This is a genomic window from Leifsonia sp. Root1293 (assembly GCF_001425325.1).
GTDB lineage: Bacteria > Actinomycetota > Actinomycetes > Actinomycetales > Microbacteriaceae > Orlajensenia.
Genome location: NZ_LMEH01000001.1, coordinates 2,504,999 through 2,520,499, shown reverse-complemented (window position 1 = coordinate 2,520,499; position 15,501 = coordinate 2,504,999). Strand labels below are relative to the sequence as shown.

12 protein-coding genes and 3 rRNA genes are annotated in these 15,501 nt (G+C 63.5%); 10 read left to right on the top strand and 5 right to left on the bottom strand.

Annotated features, from left to right (window positions below):
* The first annotated feature begins 259 nt into the window (after positions 1-259).
* The 6 genes from ASC59_RS11820 to ASC59_RS11795 all read left to right on the top strand — a co-directional run bounded on the left by ASC59_RS11820 (position 260) and on the right by ASC59_RS11795 (position 10,071).
* A 16S ribosomal RNA gene (locus ASC59_RS11820) occupies positions 260-1,786 on the top strand.
* 424 nt (positions 1,787-2,210) lie between these two features.
* Positions 2,211-5,328 (top strand): 23S ribosomal RNA (locus ASC59_RS11815).
* Positions 5,329-5,478: 150 nt separating this feature from the next.
* Positions 5,479-5,595 (top strand): 5S ribosomal RNA (gene rrf, locus ASC59_RS11810).
* The 16S, 23S and 5S rRNA genes sit together here, the layout of an rRNA operon.
* 132 nt (positions 5,596-5,727) lie before the next feature.
* Positions 5,728-7,662 (top strand): hypothetical protein, encoded by a 1,935-nt coding sequence (locus ASC59_RS17655; RefSeq protein WP_082513555.1) that lies wholly within the window; start codon positions 5,728-5,730, stop codon positions 7,660-7,662.
* Positions 7,643-8,659: an HAD-IIA family hydrolase gene (locus ASC59_RS11800; protein WP_055822515.1), complete on the top strand. Its 1,017-nt coding sequence runs from the start codon at positions 7,643-7,645 to the stop codon at positions 8,657-8,659. The genes ASC59_RS17655 and ASC59_RS11800 overlap by 20 nt, the downstream gene beginning before the upstream one ends.
* 137 nt (positions 8,660-8,796) lie before the next feature.
* Positions 8,797-10,071 (top strand): mechanosensitive ion channel family protein, encoded by a 1,275-nt coding sequence (locus tag ASC59_RS11795; protein WP_055822512.1) that lies wholly within the window; start codon positions 8,797-8,799, stop codon positions 10,069-10,071.
* Positions 10,072-10,101: 30 nt separating this feature from the next.
* Here the strand turns inward: ASC59_RS11795 and ASC59_RS11790 are convergent, their stop codons facing one another.
* A complete protein-coding gene (locus ASC59_RS11790; RefSeq protein WP_055822508.1) occupies positions 10,102-11,703 on the bottom strand; it encodes an AMP-binding protein in 1,602 nt (533 codons plus the stop codon).
* A 147-nt stretch (positions 11,704-11,850) separates the two neighbouring features.
* On the opposite strand from ASC59_RS11790, the gene ASC59_RS11785 reads away from it, so the two are divergent.
* Entirely contained in the window at positions 11,851-12,213 is a 363-nt protein-coding gene (locus ASC59_RS11785; RefSeq protein ID WP_055822505.1) for a YidH family protein, read from the top strand.
* Positions 12,177-12,563, top strand: a complete 387-nt coding sequence (locus ASC59_RS11780; protein ID WP_082513554.1) for a DUF202 domain-containing protein — start codon at positions 12,177-12,179, stop codon at positions 12,561-12,563. The genes ASC59_RS11785 and ASC59_RS11780 overlap by 37 nt, the downstream gene beginning before the upstream one ends.
* Positions 12,564-12,672: 109 nt before the next feature.
* On the opposite strand, the gene ASC59_RS11775 is transcribed toward ASC59_RS11780, so the two are convergent.
* The 4 genes from ASC59_RS11775 to purS all read right to left on the bottom strand — a co-directional run bounded on the left by ASC59_RS11775 (position 12,673) and on the right by purS (position 14,568).
* Complete coding sequence (locus ASC59_RS11775; RefSeq protein ID WP_235492676.1) at positions 12,673-12,993, bottom strand: SHOCT domain-containing protein; 321 nt, start codon at positions 12,991-12,993, stop codon at positions 12,673-12,675.
* Positions 12,994-13,012: 19 nt separating this feature from the next.
* A complete protein-coding gene (locus ASC59_RS11770; RefSeq protein ID WP_268765484.1) occupies positions 13,013-13,438 on the bottom strand; it encodes a DUF6325 family protein in 426 nt (141 codons plus the stop codon).
* Between the two features lie 168 nt (positions 13,439-13,606).
* Positions 13,607-14,311, bottom strand: coding sequence for a phosphoribosylformylglycinamidine synthase subunit PurQ (gene purQ / locus ASC59_RS11765; RefSeq protein ID WP_055822497.1), 705 nt, complete (start codon positions 14,309-14,311; stop codon positions 13,607-13,609).
* Entirely contained in the window at positions 14,311-14,568 is a 258-nt protein-coding gene (gene purS, locus ASC59_RS11760; RefSeq protein WP_055822494.1) for a phosphoribosylformylglycinamidine synthase subunit PurS, read from the bottom strand. Before purS ends, purQ begins: the two co-directional genes overlap by 1 nt.
* A 146-nt stretch (positions 14,569-14,714) precedes the next feature.
* Here purS and ASC59_RS11755 point away from each other — a divergent pair, with 146 nt between their 5' ends.
* Together ASC59_RS11755 and ASC59_RS11750 are read left to right on the top strand one after the other, a co-directional pair.
* Positions 14,715-15,119 carry a hypothetical protein gene (locus ASC59_RS11755; RefSeq protein ID WP_055822489.1) on the top strand — a complete coding sequence of 135 codons (405 nt, stop codon included), beginning with the start codon at positions 14,715-14,717 and terminating at the stop codon, positions 15,117-15,119.
* Between the two features lie 52 nt (positions 15,120-15,171).
* Positions 15,172-15,501 carry an SHOCT domain-containing protein gene (locus tag ASC59_RS11750; RefSeq protein WP_055822486.1) on the top strand — a complete coding sequence of 110 codons (330 nt, stop codon included), beginning with the start codon at positions 15,172-15,174 and terminating at the stop codon, positions 15,499-15,501.

The following is a 15,501-nucleotide window of genomic DNA, read 5'->3' as shown; positions in this document are numbered from 1 at the left end:
ATGGGTGTGAAGTCGGGAGCGTCCGATCCTTGAGAACTCAACAGCGTGCACAATGTCAAATGCCAAAAACCTCGTGTGTGTGTGATCCGTTTCTAGCGGTGATCTGCACGTGAGATTCCTTTGGAAAACATTTATAACAACAAAGCAAGTCAGTAATGATTTGTTCTGTCAGTTTCAAACTTGTCGTGATGTTCGCCTATTCCGGTGGCGTTGCGGCTAATTGAATGTGTCGTTCACTTCGGTGTTCGGCTATTAAGCATTTATGGAGAGTTTGATCCTGGCTCAGGACGAACGCTGGCGGCGTGCTTAACACATGCAAGTCGAACGGTGAAAGAGGGAGCTTGCTTCTTCTGGATCAGTGGCGAACGGGTGAGTAACACGTGAGCAATCTGCCCTTGACTCTGGGATAAGCGTTGGAAACGACGTCTAATACCGGATACGAGCTGCGAAGGCATCTTCAGTAGCTGGAAAGAATTTTGGTCAAGGATGAGCTCGCGGCCTATCAGCTTGTTGGTGAGGTAATGGCTCACCAAGGCGACGACGGGTAGCCGGCCTGAGAGGGTGACCGGCCACACTGGGACTGAGACACGGCCCAGACTCCTACGGGAGGCAGCAGTGGGGAATATTGCACAATGGGCGCAAGCCTGATGCAGCAACGCCGCGTGAGGGACGACGGCCTTCGGGTTGTAAACCTCTTTTAGCAGGGAAGAAGCGAAAGTGACGGTACCTGCAGAAAAAGCACCGGCTAACTACGTGCCAGCAGCCGCGGTAATACGTAGGGTGCAAGCGTTGTCCGGAATTATTGGGCGTAAAGAGCTCGTAGGCGGTTTGTCGCGTCTGCTGTGAAATCCCGAGGCTCAACCTCGGGCCTGCAGTGGGTACGGGCAGACTAGAGTGCGGTAGGGGAGATTGGAATTCCTGGTGTAGCGGTGGAATGCGCAGATATCAGGAGGAACACCGATGGCGAAGGCAGATCTCTGGGCCGTAACTGACGCTGAGGAGCGAAAGCGTGGGGAGCGAACAGGATTAGATACCCTGGTAGTCCACGCCGTAAACGTTGGGAACTAGATGTGGGGACCATTCCACGGTCTCCGTGTCGCAGCTAACGCATTAAGTTCCCCGCCTGGGGAGTACGGCCGCAAGGCTAAAACTCAAAGGAATTGACGGGGGCCCGCACAAGCGGCGGAGCATGCGGATTAATTCGATGCAACGCGAAGAACCTTACCAAGGCTTGACATATACGAGAACGGGCCAGAAATGGTCAACTCTTTGGACACTCGTAAACAGGTGGTGCATGGTTGTCGTCAGCTCGTGTCGTGAGATGTTGGGTTAAGTCCCGCAACGAGCGCAACCCTCGTCCTATGTTGCCAGCACGTAATGGTGGGAACTCATGGGATACTGCCGGGGTCAACTCGGAGGAAGGTGGGGATGACGTCAAATCATCATGCCCCTTATGTCTTGGGCTTCACGCATGCTACAATGGCCGGTACAAAGGGCTGCAATACCGTAAGGTGGAGCGAATCCCAAAAAGCCGGTCTCAGTTCGGATTGAGGTCTGCAACTCGACCTCATGAAGTCGGAGTCGCTAGTAATCGCAGATCAGCAACGCTGCGGTGAATACGTTCCCGGGCCTTGTACACACCGCCCGTCAAGTCATGAAAGTCGGTAACACCCGAAGCCGGTGGCCCAACCATTTATGGAGGGAGCTGTCGAAGGTGGGATCGGTGATTAGGACTAAGTCGTAACAAGGTAGCCGTACCGGAAGGTGCGGCTGGATCACCTCCTTTCTAAGGAGCATCTGGCACCCTCGGGTGTCCAGGCATGCCAGATCAGGGCCGTACGTGTCCTGCTGGTGGCTCATGGGTGGAACATTGACATTGATGCCGATCGGATTGATCGGGACTCAGTACGCCACTTCGGTGGTTGGAAAGGTTCTGGTTGTGATGGCCGGCATGTTGCACGCTGTTGGGTCCTGAGGGACCGGATGCCACACCTTGGTGTGGTGGACGAAACTCAGGACCTTCACTTGTCGGCATACATCGCCGGGGGTGGGGGTACCGCCCGTACTTTGAGAACTACACAGTGGACGCGAGCATCTTAGATTGAGGATTCATTTCCTCAATCACAAAAGATTTTAGGACGAGCTCTTTCGAGAGTTCGTCCGACTAATCATTGGTCAATTTCTAACGAAATCGATTCAAACTCATGTGATTTCAAGATTCTAAGAGCAAACGGTGGATGCCTTGGCATCTGGAGCCGAAGAAGGACGTCGTAATCTGCGATAAGCCTCGGGGAGCTGATAAACGAGCTGTGATCCGAGGATTTCCGAATGGGGAAACCCCGCCAGGCCCTTTGGGTGACCTGGTGACTCCCGCCTGAATATATAGGGCGGGTAGAGGGAACGTGGGGAAGTGAAACATCTCAGTACCCACAGGAAGAGAAAACAACAGTGATTCCGTCAGTAGTGGCGAGCGAACGCGGATCAGGCTAAACCGATCATGTGTGATAGCCGGCAGGCGTTGCATGGTCGGGGTTGTGGGACTTTTCGTGCTGATTCTGCCGAACAGTGAACGTTACAGCGCGATATAGACGAATGGGATTGAAAGCCCAGCCGTAGACGGTGCGAGCCCGGTAGTCGAAATGTCGTTATGGCGTGAAGAGTATCCCAAGTAGCACGGGGCCCGAGAAATCCCGTGTGAATCTGTCAGGACCACCTGATAAGCCTAAATACTCCCAGATGACCGATAGCGGACAAGTACCGTGAGGGAAAGGTGAAAAGTACCCCGGGAGGGGAGTGAAATAGTACCTGAAACCGTTTGCTTACAAACCGTTGGAGCACCCTTGTAGGTGTGACAGCGTGCCTTTTGAAGAATGAGCCTGCGAGTTAGCGATATGTGGCGAGGTTAACCCGTGTGGGGTAGCCGTAGCGAAAGCGAGTCTGAATAGGGCGATTCAGTCGCATGTCCTAGACCCGAAGCGAAGTGATCTATCCATGGCCAGGTTGAAGCGACGGTAAGACGTCGTGGAGGACCGAACCCACTTCAGTTGAAAATGGAGGGGATGAGCTGTGGATAGGGGTGAAAGGCCAATCAAACTTCGTGATAGCTGGTTCTCTCCGAAATGCATTTAGGTGCAGCGTTGCGTGTTTCTTGCCGGAGGTAGAGCTACTGGATGGCCGATGGGCCCCAAAAGGTTACTGACGTCAGCCAAACTCCGAATGCCGGTAAGTGAGAGCGCAGCAGTGAGACGGTGGGGGATAAGCTTCATCGTCGAGAGGGAAACAACCCAGACCACCAACTAAGGTCCCAAAGCGCGTGCTAAGTGGGAAAGGATGTGGAGTTGCACAGACAACCAGGAGGTTGGCTTAGAAGCAGCCACCCTTGAAAGAGTGCGTAATAGCTCACTGGTCAAGTGATTCCGCGCCGACAATGTAACGGGGCTCAAGCACGCCACCGAAGTTGTGGCATTGACATTTATAGGTAGGCCTTCGTGGTCCAGCCGTGTTGATGGGTAGGAGAGCGTCGTGTGGCCAGTGAAGCGGCGGTGTAAACCAGCCGTGGAGGCCACACGAGTGAGAATGCAGGCATGAGTAGCGAAAGACGGGTGAGAAACCCGTCCTCCGGAAGACCAAGGGTTCCAGGGCCAGGCTAATCCGCCCTGGGTAAGTCGGGACCTAAGGCGAGGCCGACRGGCGTAGTCGATGGACAACGGGTTGATATTCCCGTACCGGCGAAGAACCGCCCAAACTAATCCAGTAATGCTAAGTGTCTGAATCCCCTAGACGGATCCCTTCGGGGTGAAGCGTGTGGGCCTAGCACACGACCCTATGCTGGTGCGGTTAGCGTATTAACAGGTGTGACGCAGGAAGGTAGCCGAGCCGGGCGATGGTAGTCCCGGTCTAAGGGTGTAGGCCGAGAGATAGGCAAATCCGTCTCTCATATAAGGCTGAGACCCGATGGGTAGACGCAAGTCGAAATCGGTGATCCTATGCTGCCAAGAAAAGCATCGACGCGAGGTTCCAGCCGCCCGTACCCCAAACCGACTCAGGTGGTCAGGTAGAGAATACTAAGGAGATCGAGAGAATCGTGGTTAAGGAACTCGGCAAAATGCCCCCGTAACTTCGGGAGAAGGGGGGCCTGAAACGTGAATGGACTTGCTCCAGGAAGCGTGGATGGCCGCAGAGACCAGTGGGAAGCGACTGTTTACTAAAAACACAGGTCCGTGCTAAGTCGCAAGACGATGTATACGGACTGACGCCTGCCCGGTGCTGGAAGGTTAAGAGGAACGGTTAGCCGCAAGGCGAAGCTGAGAATTTAAGCCCCAGTAAACGGCGGTGGTAACTATAACCATCCTAAGGTAGCGAAATTCCTTGTCGGGTAAGTTCCGACCTGCACGAATGGCGTAACGACTTCCCAGCTGTCTCAACCGCGAACTCGGCGAAATTGCATTACGAGTAAAGATGCTCGTTACGCGCAGCAGGACGGAAAGACCCCGTGACCTTTACTACAGCTTGGTATTGGTGTTCGGTGTGGCTTGTGTAGGATAGGTGGGAGACGGTGAAGCTTGGACGCTAGTTCAGGTGGAGTCAATGTTGAAATACCACTCTGGTCACTCTGGATATCTAACTTCGAACCGTGATCCGGTTCAGGGACAGTGCCTGGTGGGTAGTTTAACTGGGGCGGTTGCCTCCCAAAAAGTAACGGAGGCGCCCAAAGGTTCCCTCAACCTGGTTGGCAATCAGGTGTCGAGTGTAAGTGCACAAGGGAGCTTGACTGTGAGACTGACAAGTCGAGCAGGGACGAAAGTCGGGACTAGTGATCCGGCAGTGGCTTGTGGAAGCGCTGTCGCTCAACGGATAAAAGGTACCTCGGGGATAACAGGCTGATCTTGCCCAAGAGTCCATATCGACGGCATGGTTTGGCACCTCGATGTCGGCTCGTCGCATCCTGGGGCTGGAGTAGGTCCCAAGGGTTGGGCTGTTCGCCCATTAAAGCGGTACGCGAGCTGGGTTTAGAACGTCGTGAGACAGTTCGGTCCCTATCCGCTGCGCGCGCAGGAAATTTGAGAGGATCTGACCCTAGTACGAGAGGACCGGGTTGGACGAACCTCTGGTGTGTCAGTTGTTCCGCCAGGAGCACCGCTGATTAGCTACGTTCGGGATGGATAACCGCTGAAAGCATCTAAGCGGGAAGCCGGCCTCGAGATGAGATTTCCATACCTTCGGGTGAGAGGCTCCCAGCCAGACGACTGGGTTGATAGGCCGGATGTGGAAGACAGGACGAAAGACTGTCGGAGCTGACCGGTACTAATAAGCCGATATCTTGATAATCACCACTCCCATACATGTTGTAAGGCTGGTATGGGGGGAAACATGAATGCTTGCGTCCACTATGTGGTTCTCGATGTACGGTCGAGAATCCGAACAACACACGCTAACGCGTGACTGTTCGATTCACTTTTGATACACATCAACAAGTGTTTCGGCGGCCATAGCGAGAGGGAAACGCCCGGTCACATTCCGAACCCGGAAGCTAAGACTCTCAGCGCCGATGGTACTGCAGGGGAGACCCTGTGGGAGAGTAGGACACCGCCGGACTTAACTTAGAAAAGGCCACCCACACCCGGGTGGCCTTTTCGCATTTAACAACCAAATTCAACAGCGACCCCGCGATAATGGCGAGGGCGGCGCGACCTGTTCGCGCGCCTTCGGCAAGAGAAGGAATTCCCCGTGAGCGACTACCCACCCAGAGACCGAGCACCGAAGCGCGACGACGATCGGCCGGCACGGTCGGGCAGTTCCGGAGGTTCTCGCGGGGACGGCGACAAGAAGCCCTGGGAGAAGCGCGACGGCGCGCCTCGCACCGGCGGCGACCGCAAGCCGTACAACTCGGACCGTCCGCAGCGCTCTGGTGCGGCATCCGGAGATCGCAAGCCGTGGGAGAAGCGGGATGGCGCGCCCAGCGGTGGCAGCCGGCCCCCGCGCGATGGGGACCGCAAGCCGTACAACAACGATCGTCCGCAGCGATCGGGCGCGCCCTCGGGTGATCGCAAGCCGTGGGAGAAGCGCGACGGTGCGCCCAGCGGCGACCGCCGTCCGCCGCGCGATGGCGACCGCAAGCCGTACAACAACGACCGTCCACAGCGATCGGGTGCGCCCTCGGGCGACCGTAAGCCGTGGGAGAAGCGCGACGGTGCACCCAGCGGTGACCGCCGTCCCCCGCGGGAGGGGGACCGCAAGCCGTACAACTCCGACCGGAAGCCCTATGGCTCCGATCGTCCGCAGCGCAGCGGCGGCCCCTCGGGCGACCGCAAGCCGTGGGAGAAGAACGACGACCGTGGCGGCTCGAAGCCGTGGGAGAAGCGCGATGGAGCGCCAAGCGGCGACAGCCGGACCCCGTGGGCCGGAGACCGCAAGCCCCCGCGGGATGGGGACCGCAAGCCCTACAACTCTGATCGGAAGCCCTACGGCTCGGATCGTCCGCAGCGCTCCGGCGCGCCCACAGGCAAGCCGTGGGAGAAGCGCGACGACCGTGGTGGGTCCGCCTCCGGCAAGCCGTGGGAGAAGAAGGACGACCGCGCGCCGAAGAAGCTCTGGACACGCGATGGAGCTCCGGCACGCGGAGACAGGGGTGCGTTCGAAGCCGAGGTCGAGCTGACCGAGGAGGAGCGGCGCGCTGAAGAGCTGCGCATGATCCGTCCGCGGCACGACGACCCGTGGGTGCCCGACGGCGTCGAGCCTGATGAGCTCGATCGCGTCGCCCGCAACGAGCTGAAGACCCTCACCAAGGAGAACGCCGAGTGGGTGGCCAAGCACCTTGTGATGGCCGTGCGCCTCATCGAGGACGACCCCGAGCTCGCGCACCAGCACGTCATCTCGGCATCCCGTCGTGCCGGCCGCATCGCCGTCGTGCGCGAGACGCTCGCGATCACCGCGTACGCCGTGGGCGACTACGCCCTGGCGCTCAGGGAACTGCGGACGTTCCGACGCATCTCGGGCAAGAACGACCAGCTGCCGCTCATGGTCGACAGCGAGCGCGGGGTCGGTCGCCCCGACCGCGCCCTCGAGCTGGGCCGATCCGTCGATCGTTCCACCCTGGCCCCCGACGTGCAGGTCGCCCTCGCGATCGCCATGTCTGGCGCGCGGCTCGACCTCGGCCAGACCGACGAGGCCCTCGCCGAACTCGAGATCGTGCAGCTCGATCCGAACACCGCCTTCTCCTACAGCCCCGGTCTGTTCGCGGCCTACGCCGACGTTCTCGAGGACCTCGGCCGGACCGAGGATTCCGCGCTCTGGCGTGAGCGTTCCGATCGGGCCGCTGCGGCCATCAACGCGCGCGACGGCGGCGACGACGACTACGTCGAGGTGCTCGAGGAGGAACTCGAGTTCGATGACGTCGAAGAGGACGTCGACGGTGAGTACGCGCAGGATCGGACCGCCGAGGCGGAGATCGAGTCCGGTGGCGAGCTCGACGGTGACGCCGTCGACAGCGCGATCGACGCGGCGATCGCGGACGACGCCGAGGCTGAGGAAGAGGGTGAGGAACTCGAGGCCGAGCTCGACGCCGACTTCGAGGAGGCCCTCGATGCCGACGAGCCCGTTACCGATGAGCCCGACGCCGGCGACAGCGACGCACCCGTGACCGATGCTGAGACGGAGAAGTAGCGGCGTGACACCACTCGACGGGGTCGACGTCGTTCTGGCCGATCTCGACGGTGTGGTGTACGCCGGTCCGCGCGCCATTCCCTTCGCGGTGGAGGCGTTGAACGCCGCATCCGAGAACGCCCGCATCGGGTACATCACCAACAACGCGTCGCGCACGGACGCCTCGGTAGCGACCCACCTGTCCGAGCTCGGCCTGAACGTGGCCCCGAGCGATGTCGTGACGTCTCCGCAGGCGGCGGTCCGGCTGCTCGCCGGACTCGTGCCAGCGGCATCCGTGATCCTCGTGATCGGGGGAGACGGCCTGGTGAGCGAGGTCGAGAAGGCCGGCTTCTCGGTGACGCGCTCGGCGGAGGACTCCCCCGCGGCCGTCATCCAGGGCTTCGCGCCCGAGCTCGGCTGGAAGCAGCTCGCCGAGGCATCGTTCGCCCTGGCGGACTCCGGCGACGGCGGCATCCCCTGGGTGGCCACGAACACCGACTGGACGATTCCGCAGGAACGCGGCATCGCGCCGGGAAACGGCACCCTCGTCTCCGCCGTGCACACGGCTGTCGGTCGACTTCCCGTCGTTGCAGGCAAGCCCGAGGTGGCCATCTTCGATGAAGCGCGCCTGCGCTTCGATGCCAGCGCTCCGCTGTTCATCGGCGACAGGCTCGACACCGACATCCTCGGGGCGAACCGCGCCGGTATGCCCTCGGCCCTCGTGCTCACGGGGATCGACAAGGCCAAGCAGGTGCTGGCGGCGGTTCCCGACCAACGGCCGACGTTCATCCTGGACGACCTGCGTCAGCTGAGCGAGCCGTATCCCGAGACCGTGGTGACGGATGCCGGAGGCAAGGTCACCGTCGGCAGGGCCGTCGTGCGGATGAAGGGCGAGAACGTGGAGATCGTGAAGCGCGGCGATGTTCCGATCGATCTGCTGCGCGCGGCGTGCGCCCTCATCTGGGGAACCGGCAAGCCGATCTACGCCCTGCGGGTGCCGGAGGAGCTGTACTCCTGACCGATCGCTGAGGCGAGGACGAAGTCAGCGGTCGAAGCGTGGCCGGGTGGCAGCGGCGCGTCGGGTGCGGACTTCGTCCCGCCCTCTGCGAGCGTGCGAGTCCGTAGGCTGGATGTTCCGACCGATGGGAGGCATCCGTGCTCGACGGATTCGAATGGCAGTCGTGGCTGGGCTTCGGCGTGGCCGTGCTGATCGCGGCGGTCGCCGCGCTCGTGATCACGGCGATAGCCCGGCAGATCGCCCGTGCCGTCGGCCGGCACAAGGAATGGCCGCGCATCCTGCTGAAGCGCGCCCGCTGGCCGTTCCGTCTGCTGCTCTTCATCGCCGGTCTCTGGATCGTGCTCGTCGCCACCCTCGACGAGAGCGAGGTGCGCGCCGGCTTCGAGCACCTGCTGCTCATCGCCATGATCGTGGTCGGCTCCTGGTTCGTCTGCGAACTGGCGCTGTTCGGCATGGATCTGAGCACGTCGCGCTACCGCATCGACGTGGCCGACAACAAGGTCGCCCGGCGCGTGCGCACGCAGATCGCCATCCTCCGACGCCTGGTGGTCGTGGTCGCGGTCGTCGTCGCCATCGGCGGCGTGCTGCTGAGCTTCCCCGAGGTGCGGCTCGTCGGGGCGAGCGTGCTCGCCTCGGCCGGTCTCCTCAGCGTCGTGGCCGGTCTCGCCGCGCAGTCGACCCTCGCGAACCTGTTCGCCGGCATCCAGCTCGCCTTCAGTGAGGCGATCCGGGTGGACGATGTCGTCGTCGTCGAGGGCGAGTGGGGCAAGATCGGCGAGATCACGTTGAGCTACGTCGTCGTGAACCTCTGGGACGAGCGCAATCTCGTCCTCCCGTGCACCTACTTCACCACGCAGCCGTTCCAGAACTGGACCAGGGAGGGCAGCGCGTTGCTCGGCTCGGTCGAGCTCGACCTCGACTGGCGCATCGCGCCCGCCCTCATGAGGGAGCAGCTCGCCGCGTCGCTCGAGCGCACCGAGCTCTGGGACCAGCGCGCCTCGGTGCTGCAGGTGACCGACGCCGTCGGAGGATTCGTGCGCGTGCGCATCCTCGTGACGGCGGCCGACGCCCCCACCCTCTTCGACCTGCGCTGCTATGTGCGCGAGGAGATGGTGGCCTGGGTGCAGACGCAGCATCCCACGTCGATCCCCCACCAGCGCGTGCTGGTCGATCCGGTCGAGGCGGGTGCTCCCGAGGCGGAACCCGCTCGTGCGGAGAAGAAGTCGCCCCGCCGGCCCGAGCCGGAGCCGTTCGTCGACGTGCCGTCGCCCCACACGGGCGAGCAGGCGAATCTGTTCTCGGGATCCCCGGAGGCCGAGGAACGCGCCAGCATGTTCACCTCCGCCATCCCGATCCAGACCGGTGCGAGCGACCAGGAAGTCGAGGAGACCCTCGACAGCGACGGACGCTGACGCGAACCTCGATATCGCGCGCGAGCCGGCTCAGCCCTCCGCGGTTCTGGCACGCAGGTCCTTGCGCAGGATCTTGCCGGCGCTCGACTTCGGGATGACGTCGATGAACTCCACTCGGCGCACCTTCTCGTGAGGGGCGACGTGCGCGGCGACGTGGTCCATGACCCCCGCCTCGTCGAGGTCGGCATCCGGCTGCAGCACGACGAAGGCCTTCGGGATCTCCTGGCCGTCGTCGTCGAGCACGCCGATGACGGCTGCGTCGGCGATGCCCGGGTGAGCGAGCAGCACGGCCTCCAGAACGGCCGGTGCCACCTGGTAGCCCTTGTACTTGATGAGCTCCTTCAGCCGGTCGACGATGTAGTAGACGCCGTCGGCCGTGACGGTGGCGATGTCGCCGGTGTGCAGCCAGCCGTCACCGTCGAGCGTGCGACCTGTGGCGTCGTCGTTGTTGAGGTAGCCGAGCATCACCTGCGGACCGCGTACCAGGAGCTCGCCCGATGGGCTCTGCCCCTCGGCGGGCACGTCGACATCGGCGCCGCTCTCGACGTCGACGATGCGCGCCTCGGTGTTCGGAAGGAGGATGCCGATGCTCGAGCGGTCGATCTCGGGTCGTTCGACAGGGATCGAGTGCGACACCGGGCTGAGCTCGGTCATGCCGTAGCCCTGGCACACGATGCAGTCGAGACGCTGGGCGACGAGGGTGGCGAGCGAGCCGTCGAGGGGAGCGGCGCCCGAGAACACGACCTCGACGCTCGAGAGGTCGAACTGGTCGACCAGCGGATGCTTCGCCAGCGCCACGGCGATCGGCGGGGCGATGAAGATCCACGTCACCTTGGTCTCGGACACGATGCGCAGGAACTCGGGCAGGTCGAACTTCGGCATGGTCACGAGGGTCGCTCGCTCGCGGAGGGCGAAGTTGAGCAGCACAGTCATGCCGTAGATGTGGAAGAACGGCAGGACGGCCAGCACCCTGTCGCCGGCACCCAGGCCCCGTTCGCCGAGGCCGATGGAGCCGCTGGACTGAGCGACGTTGGCGATCAGGTTGCGGTGGCTGAGCATCACGCCCTTGGGTCGGCCGGTCGTGCCCGACGAGTACGGCAGCACGGCGACATGCGTGGCCGGGTCGAAGCTCACCTCGGGTGCCTGCTTCCCCTCCCCCAGGAGGTCGCGCAACGACGGGTGTCCCTCGGCGCCGTCGAGCACGATGAGGTGGTCGGCCGGGATTCCGCTGGCTGCGGCCGCGGCTTCGGCCTGGGCGAGCATGGGGGAGATGGTGAAGAGCCAGCGGGCTCCGGCATCCGTCAGCTGGTTCGTGATCTCGTCGGGCGTGTAGAGCGAATTGATCGTCGTCGCCGTGGCTCCGGCACGCAGCACACCGTGGAAGACCGTGGCGAAGGCGGGGATGTTCGGGCAGAGGATGCCCACGACGTCGCCGACCCCGACGCCACGGGCCGCGAGGGCTCCGGCGAGCAGCGAGATCTGCCCGACCAGCTGACGGTAGGTGGTCTCGGCCCCTGAGGCGCCGTCGACGAGGGCTATCTCATCGAGGTCGGCGGCCCCGAGCCCGCCGAACAGGTACTCGAAGATGGACGTGTCGGGAATCTCGACGGGCGGGTGCGGGCTCAGTGCCATGGGATCTCCAGTGATCGACGTTGATCGGAAACTCGCGTGCACTCATCTTAGACACGACGCGCCACAGACCGACCGTTCGGAATCCTCGTGCCGTGGGTCGGTGCGATGTCGTCCGGCTATCGTGAAGATGGTACGGGAGGACACCATATGCAACGCTGGCCACGCTCGGTCTACAAGGTCGGCGAAGAGCCCGACGTCCGCTTCAGTTTTGCGAACGAGCGCACCTTCCTCGCCTGGATCCGCACGTCGCTCGGACTTCTTGCAGCAGCAGTCGCCTTGGCCGCATTCGAGGTCCCGGCCGAGCCTGTGCTGCGGGTGGTCGTCACGTGGGTGCTCACGATCGCTGCCATCCTGCTGCCGTTCGTGTCGCTGCTGCGGTGGGCGGCATCCGAACGTGCCATCCGACAGTCGAAGCCACTACCGGGGTCGGTGCTCTCCCTCGTGCTCACGCTCGTATTGCTGATCTTCGGGGTATGCGTCGTGATCGCCCTGGCCCTGCCGACGCCGTGAGGCTCGGTCCGCCGGGGGGCAGTCCGCCCGCCGCCCTCTACGACCAGGGCGCCCAGAACGAGCGCACGGCGCTGGCATGGAGCCGAACGGTGGCGTCGCTCATCGTGGCTCTGCTCATCGTGGTGAGGGTCTCGACCCTCGAGCACGGACCGATCGCCCTTGTCGTTCTGGCGATCGGGGCGCCAGTCGCCATCGGGCTGCTGGTGGCATCCCGACATCGCTACAGACAGGTGCACGCGAAGCAGCATGCCTCCGACGACGATCTGCCCGACATGAAGCTGCCCGCACTGCTCGCGGGCATGTGCATCCTGCTCGGACTCGTGCAGCTCGGGTCGCTGCTCACTCCCTGACGCCGCGGCGCAGACGACGAACCGATCGGTCGCTTGCTCCGTGGGGAGAAGCGACCGATCGGTTCGTGATGCTTCGATCCAGAACCCGTCGACGACGGATGCCGCGGTGTCAGATGCCGAGCAGCTTGGCCTTCGCCGCCGAGAACTCGGCGTCGCTGATCACGCCGGCCGTCTTGAGCGTCGCGAGCTTCTCGATCTGGGCCGTCAGGTCGTCGGCCGCTGGTGCTGCGGGCGCTGCAGGAGCGGCTGGAGGCGGAGCGTACTGGGGCTGCTGCTGCTCCTGCTGGTAGGCGTCGGCATCGGCAGCCTGCTGGGCACGGCCGGCCTGGCGTCGCTGCACGTTGCCGGACACGGCCGTGGCTGTTCCGGCGACGACCGCGGTGCGTGCCGCCATGCCGATCAGCCCGGGGCGTCCCATTCTTCCTCGCATGTCAGATCTCCTTCGTTGTTCAGTCGATTTCGGGAACCGTCGCGAGGATCTCCTCGACGACGACACCGGGGATACGGACGCTGTCGAGCAGCACGCCGCCGGAGTCGATGATCGAGTCCCGCAGCGGCTTCAGCCAGGTGTGCTCGAAGACGAGGATCGCCGCGGAGGTCCCGGGCTCGAGTTCGGCGACGAGCTCCTCGACGTCTTCGTCGGACACGAGCCCCTCGACGCGGTCGAAGAGGTCTGCCAGGGCCGCCGCATCGGGGTCGCCGCCGGCCTCGGAGAACTCGGCCAGCGTGACCGAGCCATCGGTCTCCTTGGCCGCCAGGAGGCCGTCGATGATGCTGACGACGCCAGACTCCACGAGCTTCGTCAGTTCGGGGAGGATCTTCCCCGTGAGCGGTTCCGTGAACCCGATGGTCACGATTTCGATAGGTCCAAGCATGTGCGGAATCCCTTTCGTTGAGGCCCTGCGGTCAGCGTATGGCGCCGCCATCGGGTTGCACAAGGAATTCGCGGGTGACCTCGCGTGAACCGCGGGGTGACGGCAGGGTGACACGCGGCCCGGCCGGCATGAACCGCTGGACCGGCCGGCGGGTCGGCCGCCGCGGGGTCAGACCGTCGCGAGGGTGCGCTGGATGACGCTGGTGAAGAAGGCGAGACCGTCGACGCCGGAGCGCATCGCGACGTCGGTGTCGGGACCGAAGCCCGGCTCGACGGCGTGTTCGGGGTGCGGCATGAGGCCGACGACGTTTCCGCGTTCGTTCGAGATGCCCGCGATGTCGCGGAGCGAGCCGTTGGGGTTCACGCCGACGTAGCGGAAGACCACGCGACCCTCTCCCTCGAGGCGGTCGAGGGTGTCGTCGGAAGCGATGAAGCCGCCCTCGCCGTTCTTCAGCGGGATGGTGATCTCGGCGCCGGCCTCGAAGTCGCTCGTCCACGACGTGTCGGCGTTCTCGACGCGGAGCACCTGGTCGCGGCAGATGAAGGAGCCGTGGTCGTTGCGGATGAGCCCGCCCTCGAGCAGGTGCGCCTCGGTGAGCATCTGGAAGCCATTGCAGATGCCGAGCACGGGCATGCCGGCGTTGGCAGCGGCCACGACCTCGGTCATGATCGGCGAGAGGCTCGCGATGGCACCGCAGCGGAGATAGTCGCCGTAGCTGAAACCGCCGGGCAGGATGAGGGCGTCGACGCCCTCGAGGTCGTGCGAGCCGTGCCACAGGGCGACGGGCTCGGCCCCGGCGATGCGCACGGCGCGCTGGGCGTCGCGGTCGTCGAGGGACCCCGGGAAGGTGATGACTCCGACGCGGGTGGCCATCAGAGAGCAGCCTCGACCACGTGGATGCCGACGACGTCCTCGATCACCGAGTTGGACAGGATCTCCTCGGCCACGGTGCGAACCTCGGCGAGGATCGCGTCGTCGACGGGGCCGTCGACCACGATCTCGAAACGCTTGCCGATGCGCACCGAGGCGAAGGTGCTGCTGCCGAGGCGACCGAGGGCGCCGGCGACGGCCTTGCCCTGGGGGTCGAGCAGTTCGGCCTTGGGCATGGTCTCGACGATGATCGTGGTCACCTGAGGCTCCGTCCGGGAGTAGAGAGGGGGATGCCGCAATTCTACCGGGTGGTCGGCGGGGTCGACGCCGCGCCGCCGCCGGGGGTGACGGTGGCGCCGTCGTGGCGAGTAGCGTTGCCGTGGGCGGGATGAAGGAGGAGCGACTGATGCCGATCGGACCAGTGGAGGTACTCGTACTGACGTTCCCCGAGGGCGGCGGCCTTCTGGCCATCGCCGGTGAGCTCGAGAAGCTCGTCGACGGCGGCAAGATCGCGGTGATCGATGCGATCGTCGTGACGCGCGACGCCGAGGGCCTCATCTCGGCCCGCGACATCGAGCAGGACGAGGTGCCCGGCTTCGAGAGCTTCGCGCCCGACCCGCGTGACCTCCTGAGCGACTCGGATGCCGAGATCGTCGGCGAGGCGCTGGAACCCGGAACCGTGGCGCTGGTGCTCGCCGTCGAGCACCGCTGGGCGTTCCGGCTCTATGAAGTGCTGCGCGAACAGGGCGGAGAGGTGGCCCTGCATGTGCAGATCGACCATGAGGACGCCGTCGCGGCCCTCGTGGACTGATCCGATTCCCAGAATCGACTGTTAGACAGATCCCGGAACGAGGGGAACCACCATGCTCATCGGACGACGCTTCGGTCGACCCGGACTCATCGGCACCGTCGCGCGCACAGCAGTCATCACCGGCACCGCTGCCATGACCGCTGGAGCCATCGCGCATCACCAGCAGCAGAAGTACGCGACGCAGCAGGACGCCGATGGATACGAGCAGGTCCAGCAGGGCGACGAGCCCGGAGCGTCGGCACCGTCTGCGAGCTTCGTGGCGGCATCCGGATCAGCCGATCCCCTCATCGACAAGCTGAACCAGCTCGCCGCGCTGCACACCAGCGGTGTTCTCACCGACGCGGAGTTCAGTGAGGCGAAGGCCAGGCTCCTCGCGAACTGA

Excerpts from the sequence above, each read along its gene's own strand:
- ASC59_RS11800 (WP_055822515.1), top strand. The coding sequence starts at position 7,643 with ATGCTGAGACGGAGAAGTAGCGGCGTGACACCACTCGACGGGGTCGAC.
- ASC59_RS11790 (WP_055822508.1), bottom strand. The coding sequence starts at position 11,703 with ATGGCACTGAGCCCGCACCCGCCCGTCGAGATTCCCGACACGTCCATC.
- ASC59_RS11785 (WP_055822505.1), top strand. The coding sequence starts at position 11,851 with ATGCAACGCTGGCCACGCTCGGTCTACAAGGTCGGCGAAGAGCCCGAC.
- ASC59_RS11780 (WP_082513554.1), top strand. The coding sequence starts at position 12,177 with ATGCGTCGTGATCGCCCTGGCCCTGCCGACGCCGTGAGGCTCGGTCCG.
- ASC59_RS11775 (WP_235492676.1), bottom strand. The coding sequence starts at position 12,993 with ATGCGAGGAAGAATGGGACGCCCCGGGCTGATCGGCATGGCGGCACGC.
- ASC59_RS11770 (WP_268765484.1), bottom strand. The coding sequence starts at position 13,438 with ATGCTTGGACCTATCGAAATCGTGACCATCGGGTTCACGGAACCGCTC.
- purQ (WP_055822497.1), bottom strand. The coding sequence starts at position 14,311 with ATGGCCACCCGCGTCGGAGTCATCACCTTCCCGGGGTCCCTCGACGAC.
- ASC59_RS11755 (WP_055822489.1), top strand. The coding sequence starts at position 14,715 with ATGCCGATCGGACCAGTGGAGGTACTCGTACTGACGTTCCCCGAGGGC.
- ASC59_RS11750 (WP_055822486.1), top strand. The coding sequence starts at position 15,172 with ATGCTCATCGGACGACGCTTCGGTCGACCCGGACTCATCGGCACCGTC.